Below are 13,016 nucleotides of genomic sequence, written 5' to 3'. Positions count from 1 at the left end.
GTGACCGTGCTTTACCTGCCCAGACGCTTACTATCCCATGCGTTTTGCTAAAAATACCCATCAAGCCGTTAGTCGCCGCACCCCGCGATGCATTAAAGTAAACGCCCAGGCCCGGTGTTCTGTCACAACACCCAGGCTCATCTTTTCCAGGAACCGTCATCGATGGAACATCGTGAAGCGCTGCTTGCGCTGCGAACCTTTCTTTCTACGCAGATTCTCGGCCAGGAAAAACTCATCGATCGCCTGCTGATCGCCCTGCTCGCTGACGGCCATATGCTGGTCGAAGGCGCACCGGGGCTGGCCAAGACCAAGGCGATCAAGGAGTTGGCCGAAGGGATCGAAGCGCAGTTCCATCGTATCCAGTTCACCCCCGACCTGTTGCCCGCCGATATCACAGGCACCGAGATCTATCGCCCGGAAACCGGCAGCTTCGTATTCCAGCAGGGGCCGATCTTCCATAACCTGGTGCTCGCAGACGAAATCAACCGTGCCCCGGCCAAGGTGCAGTCGGCCTTGCTCGAAGCCATGGCCGAGCGCCAGGTCAGCGTGGGCCGCAGCACTTACGAGCTGTCGCCGCTGTTCCTGGTGATGGCCACGCAAAATCCCATCGAGCAGGAAGGCACCTACCCGTTGCCCGAAGCCCAGCTCGACCGGTTCCTGATGCACGTCAAGATCGGCTTCCCGGACGCCGCCGTCGAGCGCCGCATCCTGCAGCAAGCCCGTGGCGAAGCATTGAATGGCGAAACCAAGCCCGAGCGCCGGGTCAGCCAGCAGGCCATCTTTGCAGCGCGCAAGGAAATCCTCGGCCTGTACATGGCCGATGCCGTGGAGGAATACCTGGTGCAACTGGTGATGGCCACGCGCACCCCTGCCAAGTTCGACCCGGAAATGGCCGAGTGGATCGCCTACGGCGCCAGCCCCCGTGGTTCCATCGCCCTGGACCGTTGCGCCCGTGCCCATGCCTGGCTGGCCGGCCGCGATTTTGTGAGCCCGGAAGATATCCAGGCGGTGCTGTTCGACGTGCTGCGTCACCGCATCATCCTGTCGTTCGAGGCTGAAGCCGCCGGTGTCGACCAGGACCGCGTGGTGCAACGCATTCTCGACGTCGTTGCCGTCGCTTGAAGTCGATGAACGCAAGCGATGGCATTCGCGTAACCCTCAGTGAGTTGATTGAGATGCGCCACCGCGTGCGTGAGGTGCAGTTGTTTTCCACGCCTGGTCAACGTAGCCCGCTGGTTGGCCTGCACCACTCCAAGCTGCGCGGGCGTGGTGTCGATTTCGACCAGGTGCGCGTGTACCAGGCTGGCGACGACGTGCGCACCATCGACTGGCGCGTGACGGCGCGTACCCAGGAGCCGCACACCAAGCTGTTCCACGAAGAGCGCGAACGGCCGATTTTCATCATGGTCGAGCAAAGTTGCCGGCTGTTTTTCGGCTCGGGGCAAATGTTCAAGTCGGTGCTCGCCGCCCAGGCCGCCAGCCTGATCGGTTGGGCCGCCCTGGGCCATAACGACCGGGTGGGCGGGCTGGTGTTCGGCGACAACGAGCACTACGAGATCAAGCCACGGCGCAGCAAGCAAAGCCTGTTGCAACTGCTTAACCGGCTGGTGCGGGTCAACCAGAGCCTGAACACCGAGCGTCAGCCGGAAGCCGACGCCCTGGGCATGGCCTTGCGCCGTGGCCGCGAGGTGCTGCGCCCGGGCAGCCTGGTGGTGGTGATCTGCGATGAGCGCGCCCTCACCGAAGGCGCCGAGCAACAGCTGAGCCTGCTGGCGCGCCATTGCGACCTGCTGTTATTACCGATCTCCGACCCGTTGGACCACGCCCTGCCCGCCGCCGGGCTGCTGCGTTTCGCGCAAAGAGGCGCGCAACTGGAACTGGACACACTGAACATCGACCTGCGCCAGGCCTACAAGGCCCAGGCCGAAGCGCGTATCGCCCGTTGGGAACTGCTCGCGCAGAAACTGCGGCTGCTGTTGATGCCCTTGAGCACCCAGAGTGAAATGGTCGAGCAACTGCGCGAATACCTCAACCCGCAACGCCCGGTTAAAAAACCATGAGCAGCCTGGACCAACTGCACCCCCTGATCGCCCCGCCCGCCATTGGCTTCTGGCCACCTGCGCCGGGCTGGTGGCTGTTGCTGCTGGTGATCCCACTGCTCGGTTGGGGCTTGTGGTGGCTGCGCCGTTTCCTGCCCGCCCGCCGCCCCGTGGCCCGTGCCGAACAACCGCTGGACCCGTTGCGTATCGCCGCCCTGGCCGAGCTGGCGTTGATGCCCAAGCCCTACGACGGTGCGCCTGCGGGCGCCTGGTTGCAGCAACTCAACGGCCTGCTTAAGCGCCTGTGCCGTAACGACTACCCTTATAGCCAGAGCCATACCCTCAACGGGCGCAAATGGCTGGCCTTCCTGGACAACCGCTGCCCCGCCGCCGGCCTGACGCGCTGGATGGTGTTGGTGGAAGGCGCCTACAAACCCGAATGCAAGCTCGACGACAAAGCCATCGCCGGCCTCACCCAAGCCGTCGACACCTGGATTCGCAAACATGTTTGAGTTCGCCTGGCCGTGGATCTTCGCCCTGTTGCCACTGCCCTGGGTCATGCGCCTGGTGCTGCCCGTGGCCGACAGCGGCGAACCGGCGCTCAAAGTCAGCTACCTCAGCGACCTCGAAGGCTTGGCCCGCCGCCGTGCCCGCGTCAATCTGCCCGGCTGGCGCCAGCAAGCCCCCTTCGTGGTGCTGTGGTTGCTGCTGTTGACCGCCGCCGCTCGCCCGCAATGGCTGGGCGAACCTTTGCCGATTGCTGCCAGCGGCCGGGATTTGCTGGTGGCGGTGGATGTCTCCGGCTCCATGGATTTTCCCGATATGCATTGGCAGGACGAGGATGTCAGCCGCCTGGCCCTGGTCAAACACCTGCTGGGAGACTTTCTGGAGGAGCGTGAAGGTGACCGCGTGGGCCTGATCCTGTTCGGCAGCCAAGCCTACCTGCAAGCGCCCCTGACCTTTGATCGGCGCACCGTGCGCACCTGGCTGGATGAAGCGCGCATCGGCATTGCCGGCAAGAACACCGCCATCGGCGACGCCATCGGCCTGGCCCTCAAGCGTCTGCGCCAGCGCCCGGCGCAAAGCCGCGTGTTAATCCTGATCACTGACGGCGCCAACAACGCCGGGCAGATCGACCCGTTGACCGCTGCGCGCCTGGCGGCCGAGGAAGGCGTGAAAATCTACCCCATCGGCATCGGCGCCGACCCCGAGCAAACCGGCTCCCTGGGCATCCTTGGCGTGAACCCGAGCCTGGACCTCGACGAACCGGCGCTCAAGGCACTGGCCGAGGCCACCGGCGGCCAGTATTTCCGCGCCCGAGACGGCGAGGAACTGCTGAAGATCAAGGACACCCTCGACACCCTTGAGCCCGTGGAGCAACAACCCACCCAGGCCCGCCCGGCCCAGGCGCTGTACAGCGGCCCATTGGCCTTGGCGTTGGTGTTGAGCCTGTTGCTGGTGATTCAAGAACGCTGGCCGAACAACGCTTTGCAGCGAGGCTTCAACAGACTGTCGAGCAAGGGCATCTTTTTGCAGCAGCACCCTGAATGGCGCCAGCGTTTGCAGCGCCTGCGTTTGCGGAGGCGTCGATGATTGCGCTGTGGCCGCACTGGTTGCGCCCCTGGTGGCTATTGCTGCTGCCCCTGCTTGGCTGGTTGCTGTGGCAGCTATGGCATCGGCAAAAGCGCGCCGGGCGCTGGCAGGTGATCCTGCCGCCGGCGTTCCATGCCGAGTTGCTCAGTGGTGGCAATGGCCGCGAGAGTAAATCGCCGTGGGTGGTGCTTGGCATCGCCTGGCTGTTGGCCGTGCTGGCGTTGCTGGGCCCCAGTTGGCAACGGGTTGAACAAGCCAGCCAGAAACCTTCCGACCCCTTGGTGGTGTTGCTGGAACTGACCCCGCAAATGCTCGCCACCGACAGCCCGCCCAACCGCCTGGAACAGGCGCGGCGCAAGCTGTATGACTTGCTGCAAGCGCGCACCGATGCGCAAACAGCCATTATCGTGTACGCCGGCAGCGCCCATACCTTGGTGCCGCTGTCCGATGACCTGGCCACCAGCCGCAACCTGTTGGAAGCCCTGCGCCCGTCGATCATGCCCGAGCCCGGCCATCGTGCTGATCTGGCCGTGGAAAAAGCCCTGGGGCTGCTCGAGCAAGGCGGTCTTGGCCAGGGGCGCCTGCTGCTGATTGGTTCCTCACTGTCCAAACAAGAGCGCCAAGGCATCCGCCTGCAACTGCAAAGTGCCCAGGCTCCGACGTTGTCGATCCTCGGCATCGGCAGTCGCGAAGGCACGCCGGTGACTCAGGAGAGCGGCGAATTCCTCAAGGACGACCAGGGCGCGATCCTGGTGCCGCGTCTCGACAGCCCGACCCTCAAGGCATTCGCCAGCGAAATGGGCGGCCGCTACCGCGCGGCGCGCCTGGATGACAAGGACCTGCGTCAACTCGGCATGCTCGACAGCGCCCAAACCCTGCGCGACGACGGCCAACGGTTGCGCCTGGACAGCTGGGCCGACCAGGGTTACTGGCTGCTCTTGCCGTTGTTGCTGCTGGCAGCGTGCGCCGGGCGTCGCGGCTGGCTGTTCTGCCTGCCCTTATTGCTGATGGGCGCGCCGCAACCCAGCTACGCCTTCGGGCTGCAGGACCTGTGGCTGCGCCCCGACCAACAAGGTCAGTACCTGCTCAAGCACAAACGCCCGGCCGAAGCGGCCGAGCACTTCCAGGACCCGCAATGGCAAGGCGTGGCGCTGTATGAAGCCGGCAATTACGCCGAGGCCATCAAGCGGTTTGCCCAAGGCAGCGACGCCTATTCCCACTACAACCGTGGCAATGCCCTGGCCAAGGCCGGTGAACTTGAAGCGGCCATCGATGCGTATGAACAAGCCCTGGAAGCCCAGCCCGATTTGCAACCGGCGCTGAAAAACAAAGCCTTGGTTGAAACCCTGATGCAGGAGCAAGCGCAGCCCGAGCCGGACCCGCCTGCAAAAAACGAAGATGACGAAACCGCCCAACCCGGCCAAACTGCGCAACCGGGCGCCAGCGCACAAACGGCCCAGGGTGGCGAGCAGTCGTCCCACGGCCAGGGCGAAGCCGGCACGGGTGAAACCCAGGCCAACGCCCCGCCACAGGCCGGTGGCAATGAAGTACCAGGCAGCGAACTGGGTGACGAGCAAACCACCACGCCGCCACTGCGCCCTGCCGACACGCGCCTGGAAGGCGAGCGCCGCCAAGCGCTGGAGCAATGGTTGCAGGAGATCCCGGACAACCCCGGCGAGCTGTTGCGCCGCAAATTCTGGTACGAACAGCAACAACATCAGGACACCACTCGATGAGCCGCCGCACCACCCTTTTGCTCCTGCTCGCGTTGTCGGCAGGCCACGCCCAGGCGGCGGACCTGGTCGCCAGCGTAGACCGCAGCCGCCTCAACTCCGGGGAAACGGTGGAGCTGACGGTGCAATCCAGTGATGTGACCCAGTTTGGCAAACCCGACCTGTCGCCCCTGGACGCGCAGTTCGAAGTCAGCGGCACCCGCCAGATCAACCAGCTCACCACGCTGGACGGCGACAACCACGCCACCACCCGCTGGATCATCACCCTGCTGCCCAAGGTGAACGGCAACGTGGTTATCCCGCCGCTGCAGGTGGGCGCACTCAAGACCCAGCCGATCACCCTGCAAGTGGTGGAAAGCGCCAGCCAGAACACCAGCGCCGAACTGGCCCCGGTGTTCATCGAAGCCAACCTCGACCAGACCAGCGTGTACGTGCAGGCCCAGGCACTGTTGACCGTGCGCGTGTACCACTCGGTGTCGCTGTATGACGACAGCAGCCTCACGCCCTTGCAGATACCGGATGCACGTGTCGAACAACTGGGCGAATCACGCACCTATGAAAAGGTCATCAACAGCATCCGCCATGGCGTGATCGAAACCCGCTACGCCCTCTACCCGCAACACAGTGGCGCCGTGGTGATTTCGGCGCAGACCTTCAGCGCCACCCTGGTGGAATCGCGCCCCCCCCAGGAAAACACCCTGCAGGGCACCAAGCCGGGCAAGATGATTCACGTCAGCTCTGCGCCCCTGCCCTTGACGGTCAAACCCAAACCGGACGCCTACCCCGCCGACTCCCCCTGGCTACCCGCGCGCAGCCTCACCTTGAACGAAGGCTGGAACCCCACGCCCGACCACGTGCAGGTCGGCGACTCCCTGACCCGCAGCCTTACCGTGGAGGCCGAAGGCCTGTCCAGCGCACAGCTGCCGGCGCTGCCCGGCACCGAGGTCAACGGCCTGCGCCGCTATCCCGACCAACCGGTGATGGCTAATCGCACCAGCGATCGCGGCCTGACCGGCAGCCGTGAAGACCGCGAAGCCCTGGTGCCGACCCGCGCTGGCGAGTTGGAGTTGCCCGCGGTGGAAGTGGTGTGGTGGAACACCCACGAAGATCATCTGGAGCGCACCAGCCTGCCGGCGCGCACCGTGCAAGTGGCGGTGAACCCCAGCCTGGTGGTAGACACCCCCACGACACCGACCATCATCACCGCCCCCGACGATGACCGCCTGTGGCTGTGGCAACTGAGCACACTGATACTGGCCTGCACCACCCTGCTGGGCTTTGGCCTGTGGTGGCGCGCACGCCGGCAACCGGCGGTACAACGCGCCGCCCAGACCGGCCCCAGCCCACGCACCCTGCTCGACGACCTCAAGCGCGCCACCCAGGCCAACGACCCCCACGCCACCCGCCAGGCCCTCGACGCCTGGGCGCGGCAACAACCCGAAACCCTGGCCGACATGGCCGCACGGTTTGTGCCGTTGTCAGATGCCCTGGATGGTTTGAATGGCGCGTTGTACAGCGAAAGCGGCCAATACTGGTTGGGTGATGACCTGTGGCGTGCGATCAAAGCCATCCCCGTGGCCGAACGCGAGCAAGACCCGGCGACCGACACCACCAGCTTGCCGCCGCTCTACCCCAAGTAACCTAGCCTCAACCAACACCACAAAACCCCGTGGGAGCGGGCTTGCCCGCGATGGCGGTGTAACAGTCGGCAGATATGCTAGCTGATACTCCGCCATCGCAGGCAAGCCAGCTCCCACAGTTGATCTGCATCGCCTGATCGAGATGGCCCGCACCCTCGCCGACCGTGCGCTGGATTGCCTGCAACCCAACCCCACTAACGCCCCATAACCCCTGTAGGAGCGAGCTTGCTCGCGAAAAACTCACAGGCGCCGCGTTTATCCAGGAAGCCCGCGTTATCGTTGACGTTTTTCGCGAGCAAGAACTAGGCGTCCCCCTCGCTCCTACAATCAGCCATCAGGGCTAGCTCATACTCCGCTGATCGTGTCGGCCATGAGTCTGCGTGCACTTTTACAGGTAAACTCCCCTCCTTTTCATCTTCTCCACGGAGTTCGCCTTGCGTCTGTTTCATACCTCCGACTGGCACCTTGGGCAAAACCTGCACGGCCAGGAACGCGACTTCGAACACGCCTGTTTCCTTGAATGGCTGCTGGGCCAACTCAAGGCCCAGCGCCCGGATGTGCTGTTGATCGCCGGCGATATCTTCGACACGGTCAACCCGCCGCTCAAGGCCCAGGAGCGCTTGTATGACTTCATCATCAGCGCCCACGAACAACAGCCGACACTGACCATTGTGATGATTGCCGGCAACCATGACTCCGGTTCGCGCATCGAACTGCCGGCCCCGCTGATGCGCCGCCTGCGCACCCATGCCCTGGGCCGGGTGCTGTGGCTGGATGACGGGCAACTGGATGCCGACCGCCTGCTGATCCCGCTGCCCAATGCCAAAGGCAAGATCGCCGCCTGGTGCCTGGCACTGCCCTTCCTGCGCCCGGCGGAAGTCACCGGCGCACAGCTGGGCGATGATTACCTGCGCGGCATCGGCCAAGTGCATGAATGGCTGATCGCGGCCGCCAATGCCAAGCGCAACAAAGGCCAGGCGTTGATAGCCATCAGCCATGCACACATGGCCGGTGGATCGGTATCCGAAGACTCCGAACGCAGCTTGATCATCGGCAATGCCGAGGCGCTGCCCGCCACACTGTTCGACCGAAGCGTTGCTTATGTTGCCCTCGGCCATTTGCACAAGCCGCAAAAGGTCAATGGCGAGGAGCGCATTCGTTACAGCGGCTCGCCAATACCCTTGTCGTTCTCCGAAATCGGCTACAAACACCAGATTCTCGACGTGACGTTCCAGGGCGAAAGGCTGGTGGGCTGCGAACCGATCCTGATTCCCCGCTCCGTCAACCTGCAACGCCTGGAAGCCGCGCCTCTGGCCGATATCCTCAAGCAACTCGGTGAGCTGCCCGACATCGACTTGCTTGCCGAAACCCAGCGCCACCCTTGGCTGGAAGTGCGCGTGCGCCTGGACGAGCCGCAACCGGACCTGCGCCAACAGATCGAAACCGCGTTGCAAGGCAAGGCCGTGCGCCTGGTGCGTATCGCCACCGAATATGCCGGCACACGCGGCAGCGCAGAGGCAGACGATGCGCAACTGATCGAACTCGACCAGCTCACGCCCCAGGAGTTGTTCAGCCGCGCCTGGCAGGACAGCTACGGCAGTGAAGTGGATGAACAGACCTTGAAGGACTTCGCCGTGCTGCTCCAGGAAGTGCAACAGGAGGGCGAACAGCCATGAAAATTCTCGCCATCCGCTTGAAAAACCTCGCCTCTCTGGCGGGCCCGTTCGAAATCGACTTTACCGCCGAGCCGCTGGCCAGTGCGGGCCTGTTCGCCATCACCGGGCCGACTGGCGCGGGTAAAAGTACCCTGCTCGATGCGTTGTGCCTTGCGCTGTTTGGCGCGGTGCCGCGCCTGGGTGACACCGGCCAGGCCAAGATGCCGGACGCCGACACGGATATTTCCATCGGCGACCCGCGCACTCTGATTCGACGCGGCACAGGTGGCGGCTATGCCGAGGTGGATTTTGTCGGTGTCAGTGGCCGTCGCTACCGTGCGCGCTGGGAGGCCAACCGCGCCCGTGACAAGGCCAGCGGCAAGTTGCAGAACAGCCGGCAAAGCCTGATCGACCTGGACAGCGACCAACTGCTGGCCAGCCAGAAAACCGAATACAAGACCCAGCTGGAATTGGCCCTGGGCCTGAACTTCGAACAGTTCACCCGTGCGGTGCTACTGGCGCAAAGCGAGTTCAGCGCCTTCCTCAAGGCCAATGACAATGAGCGCAGTGAGCTGCTGGAGAAGCTCACCGACACCGCGCTCTACACCCAGCTCGGCCGCCGCGCGTTCGATAAAGCCAAAGAGGCCAAGGATGCGCACAAACAGCTGCAGGACCAAGCCACCGGCGTGGTGCCCCTGGCCCCCGAAGCCCGCGCCGAGCTGGATCAACAGTTGGCCCAAGCCCAGCAGCAGCTCAAGACCCAACAAGCTCAGCTCAAGCAGCTGGAGTTGCAGCACACCTGGCTCAAGGAGCTGCGTGAATGGCAGGAGCGCCATCGACACGCAGTGGAGCAACTGCAACGCGACGAACAGACCTGGGCCAGCCAAGGCCAGCAACGCCAGGACCTGAACCTTCTGGAGCAGTTGGCACCGCAACGCCATCACTTCCTGCGCCAGGCAGAGCTCGGCACCTTGCTGACGCCGCTGGCGGCACAAATTGCGCAGCACCTCGAGCAACAAACCGCCCTGCACACCCGTCAGGAACAGGCGCAACACCAGCAAGTGGCCGCCCAGGCAGCACTGGCCGAGGCCCTGAAACACCAGGCCGACGCCGCGCCCCTGCTGCGCCAGGCTATCGAAGAGCAAAACACCCTCGCCCACGTGAGCCGCGAACTGGCCAAGCGCAACGAGGAAAAACACCAGCACGAAAGCGCCTGTACCGAAGGCCAGGCCCTGCTCGACGGTTTGCAACACACGCAGGCCCAAGTCACCGAGCGTCTGCAACGCCTGGCCACCGAACTTGAGCACAGCGCCGCCCTCGCCCCGCTGAGCGATGCCTGGAACGCCTACCGTGACCGCCTGCAACAACTGGTGCTGATCGGCAATCGCCTCAACCAAGGCCAGGCCGAGCTGGGGCAACTCGAACAGCGCGCGAGCGCCGCGGCCGAACAGTTCACCCTACAGCGCGAAGCCCTGGATTTGCTCTACCACGAGGCCGGTGCCGAACCGCATGCGGTGGCCGAACAAATCCAATTGCTGGCCAGCCTGCTGCAAGACAACCGCAAGCAACAGCGCGCCTTCGAAGACCTGGCCCGCTTGTGGGACAGCCAGCAACAGCTGGACCAACAGGCGGGTGCGCTGACGCAAAAACTCGCCGAGGCCGCGCAAAAACGCGAACAACTGAACCAGATCGGCCTGCAAACCAAGGCCGAACTCACCGTTGCCGAACAAACCCTGGCGGTGACCAAGCAACTGCTGGAACGCCAACGCCTGGCCCGCAGTGCAAGCGTCGAGGAATTACGCGAGCAGTTGCAGGATGACCAACCCTGCCCGGTGTGCGGTAGCCACGAACACCCCTACCACCAGCCCGAGGCTCTGCTGCAAAGCCTGGGCCGCCATGATGAAAGTGAAGAGGCGGCAGCGCAGAAAGTCGTCGACAGCCTCAAGGAAAAACTCACCGAACTGCGCGGTGAAGTGGGCGGCCTGATCGCTCAGCAAAAAGAGTTTCTGCAACAACAGGAACAGTTGGCCACGCAGCAGCAGGGGTTGGCACCGAGCCTGCAAGCCCACCCACTGTCTGCTTCGCTGTTCGCCCAGGACGCCGCCAAGCGCAGCCCTTGGCTGGCCCAGCAATTGGCCCAATTGAGCCAAAGCATCAGCCAGGACGAACAACGCCAGGGCGCCCTGCTCAACCTGCAACAGAACGCCGGGCGCTTGCAGCAACAATTGCAAGCGGCCCAAGAATCCAGCCAGCAAGCCCGGCAATTGTTCGTGGACCAACAAAGGCAACTGGCCGGCGACCGCGAACGCCTGGAGGCGGAACTCGGCGCCTTCGCCAGCCTGTTGCCCGCCGAGACGCTGGAGGGTTTGCGCAGCGCGCCTGCGGCGACCTTCATGCAGCTCGACCAGCAGGTCAGCCAGCGCCTTGAGCAGTTAGGCCATCAACGCGATGAGCAGGCCGAGCAGCAGGAGCGCCAACAGGCCATCGAGAAACAACACACCCACCAACAGCATCGCCAGCAGCAACTCGACGCCTTGAATCTGCAAGTCGCAGAGCTGGCCGACCAGCAACACGCCGTCCAGGAAAAACTCCGCGCCTTGCTAGGGGACCACCCCAGCGCCGGGCACTGGCAACAGCAGCTGGAGCAAGCCGTCACCCAGTCCCGGCAAAGCGAGACCGACGCCAACCAGGAACTGCACGCGGTGCACACGGCCCAAGTACAGCTGGCCGCCGACCTCAAGGCCCAGCAGCAACGCCAGCAGGCAGTGGAAGCGGAGCAGCACGCCCTTGCGACACGCATCGGCGAATGGCGCGCCCTGCACCCCGAACTGGATGACCAGGACCTGGCGCGCCTCTTAGCCCTTGATGAAGCCCAGGTCGCGCAGTTGCGCCAGCACCTGCACAGCAGCGAAAAGGCCGTCGAGCAAGCCAAGGTTCTGCTGCACGAGCGCGAACAGCGCCTGGCCGAACACCAGGCCCTGCACAACGGCAACCTGGAGGCCGAGCAGTTGGACGCCACCCTGGCAACGCTTGACCAGCAGCTGCTTGAGGGTGAGAAACACTGCGCCGAACTGCGCGCACGCCAGGCCGAAGACCAGCGCCGCCAGAATGCCAACCAGGCCCTGGCCGAACAGATCGCCAAGGCTTACGAGCAGTGGCAGCGCTGGGCACGCCTGAATGCGCTGATCGGCTCGGCCACCGGCGACACCTTCCGCAAGATCGCCCAGGCCTACAACCTTGACTTGCTGGTACACCATGCCAACGTGCAACTGCGCCAACTGGTACGCCGCTATCGGCTCAAACGCGGCGGCAGCATGCTCGGGCTGTTGGTGATGGACACAGAGATGGGCGATGAACTGCGCTCGGTACACTCGCTGTCCGGTGGCGAAACCTTCCTGGTGTCATTGGCACTGGCGTTGGGGCTGGCCTCGATGGCGTCGAGCACCTTGAAGATCGAGTCGCTGTTTATCGACGAAGGCTTTGGTAGCCTTGATCCGGAGTCGTTGCAATTGGCGATGGACGCCCTGGACGGTTTGCAGGCCCAGGGCCGCAAGGTGGCGGTGATCTCCCACGTACAGGAAATGCATGAACGCATCCCGGTGCAGATCCAAGTCCAGCGCCAGGGCAATGGCCTGAGCACGTTGGAGGTCAAGTGAGCGAAGCGCTGCTGTATTCGTTCCGGCGCTGCCCCTATGCAATGCGGGCGCGGCTGGCGTTGCGTTATTCCGGCGTGGCGGTGAGCATTGTCGAAGTCAGCTTGAAAGCCAAGCCAGCCGAGATGCTCGCGCTGTCGCCCAAGGGCACGGTGCCGGTGTTGAACATCGAAGGGCGCGTGATCGAAGAAAGCCTGCAGATCATGGAGTGGGCGCTGGCGCAGCACGATCCCGATGATTGGCTGCTGCAAGGTGACCCTGGGGTGCTGGCGTTGATTGCCGAGAATGATCAGGTGTTCAAGCATCATTTGAATCGATACAAGTACGCCGAACGCTACCCGGAGCAATCGATGGAGCATTATCGGGCCGAGGGTGAAGTGTTCTTACAGAAACTGGAAACATTGTTGGCAGACCGTGAGTACCTGCTCGCCGATCACCTGAGCCTGGCAGATGCGGCGCTGATGCCGTTTGTACGCCAGTTTGCCCATGTGGATCGGGAGTGGTTTGCGAGCACGCCGTATCGGCGTTTGCAGGCCTGGCTGCAACGATTTATGGATTCACCGTTGTTTATGGCGGTGATGGCAAAACCCTGAGGCCAACCCAACCAACTGTGGGAGCTGGCTTGCCTGCGATGGTGTCCGTTCAATCGACAGAGATGTCGAATGTGCTGCCCCCCTGGTAACCACAATGCGAAGCGAGCCGC

Annotated in this window: 9 protein-coding genes; all 9 read left to right on the top strand. The window is 63.7% G+C overall.

Annotation, left to right across the window (positions count from 1 at the left end; genetic code table 11):
* Positions 1–162: 162 nt before the first annotated feature.
* A complete protein-coding gene (locus ODQ19_RS27655) occupies positions 163–1,122 on the top strand; it encodes an AAA family ATPase (RefSeq protein ID WP_020301524.1) in 960 nt (319 codons plus the stop codon).
* A gap of 5 nt (positions 1,123–1,127) precedes the next feature.
* Positions 1,128–2,060 (top strand): DUF58 domain-containing protein, encoded by a 933-nt coding sequence (locus tag ODQ19_RS27650; protein ID WP_034126021.1) that lies wholly within the window; start codon positions 1,128–1,130, stop codon positions 2,058–2,060.
* A complete protein-coding gene (locus ODQ19_RS27645) occupies positions 2,057–2,551 on the top strand; it encodes a DUF4381 domain-containing protein (RefSeq protein ID WP_330211797.1) in 495 nt (164 codons plus the stop codon). Before ODQ19_RS27650 ends, ODQ19_RS27645 begins: the two co-directional genes overlap by 4 nt.
* A complete protein-coding gene (locus ODQ19_RS27640; protein WP_330211796.1) occupies positions 2,544–3,632 on the top strand; it encodes a vWA domain-containing protein in 1,089 nt (362 codons plus the stop codon). The genes ODQ19_RS27645 and ODQ19_RS27640 overlap by 8 nt, the downstream gene beginning before the upstream one ends.
* A complete protein-coding gene (locus ODQ19_RS27635) occupies positions 3,629–5,368 on the top strand; it encodes a tetratricopeptide repeat protein (RefSeq protein WP_330211795.1) in 1,740 nt (579 codons plus the stop codon). The genes ODQ19_RS27640 and ODQ19_RS27635 overlap by 4 nt, the downstream gene beginning before the upstream one ends.
* Positions 5,365–7,005, top strand: a complete 1,641-nt coding sequence (locus tag ODQ19_RS27630; RefSeq protein ID WP_330211794.1) for a BatD family protein — start codon at positions 5,365–5,367, stop codon at positions 7,003–7,005. The genes ODQ19_RS27635 and ODQ19_RS27630 overlap by 4 nt, the downstream gene beginning before the upstream one ends.
* A 434-nt stretch (positions 7,006–7,439) precedes the next feature.
* Positions 7,440–8,681 carry an exonuclease SbcCD subunit D C-terminal domain-containing protein gene (locus ODQ19_RS27625; RefSeq protein ID WP_330211793.1) on the top strand — a complete coding sequence of 414 codons (1,242 nt, stop codon included), beginning with the start codon at positions 7,440–7,442 and terminating at the stop codon, positions 8,679–8,681.
* Positions 8,678–12,316, top strand: coding sequence for an AAA family ATPase (locus ODQ19_RS27620; protein ID WP_330211792.1), 3,639 nt, complete (start codon positions 8,678–8,680; stop codon positions 12,314–12,316). The genes ODQ19_RS27625 and ODQ19_RS27620 overlap by 4 nt, the downstream gene beginning before the upstream one ends.
* Positions 12,313–12,906, top strand: coding sequence for a glutathione S-transferase (locus tag ODQ19_RS27615; protein ID WP_330211791.1), 594 nt, complete (start codon positions 12,313–12,315; stop codon positions 12,904–12,906). The genes ODQ19_RS27620 and ODQ19_RS27615 overlap by 4 nt, the downstream gene beginning before the upstream one ends.
* Positions 12,907–13,016 lie beyond the last annotated feature (110 nt).

The organism is Pseudomonas sp. AM4(2022) (assembly GCF_036346515.1).
Lineage (GTDB): Bacteria > Pseudomonadota > Gammaproteobacteria > Pseudomonadales > Pseudomonadaceae > Aquipseudomonas > Aquipseudomonas paracarnis.
This window is presented reverse-complemented; position numbering and strand designations above follow the sequence as displayed.

Bases quoted from the DNA above. Each gene is read 5' to 3' on its own strand.
- ODQ19_RS27655 (WP_020301524.1), top strand. From the start codon at position 163: ATGGAACATCGTGAAGCGCTGCTTGCGCTGCGAACCTTTCTTTCTACG.
- ODQ19_RS27650 (WP_034126021.1), top strand. From the start codon at position 1,128: ATGAACGCAAGCGATGGCATTCGCGTAACCCTCAGTGAGTTGATTGAG.
- ODQ19_RS27645 (WP_330211797.1), top strand. From the start codon at position 2,057: ATGAGCAGCCTGGACCAACTGCACCCCCTGATCGCCCCGCCCGCCATT.
- ODQ19_RS27640 (WP_330211796.1), top strand. From the start codon at position 2,544: ATGTTTGAGTTCGCCTGGCCGTGGATCTTCGCCCTGTTGCCACTGCCC.
- ODQ19_RS27635 (WP_330211795.1), top strand. From the start codon at position 3,629: ATGATTGCGCTGTGGCCGCACTGGTTGCGCCCCTGGTGGCTATTGCTG.
- ODQ19_RS27630 (WP_330211794.1), top strand. From the start codon at position 5,365: ATGAGCCGCCGCACCACCCTTTTGCTCCTGCTCGCGTTGTCGGCAGGC.
- ODQ19_RS27620 (WP_330211792.1), top strand. From the start codon at position 8,678: ATGAAAATTCTCGCCATCCGCTTGAAAAACCTCGCCTCTCTGGCGGGC.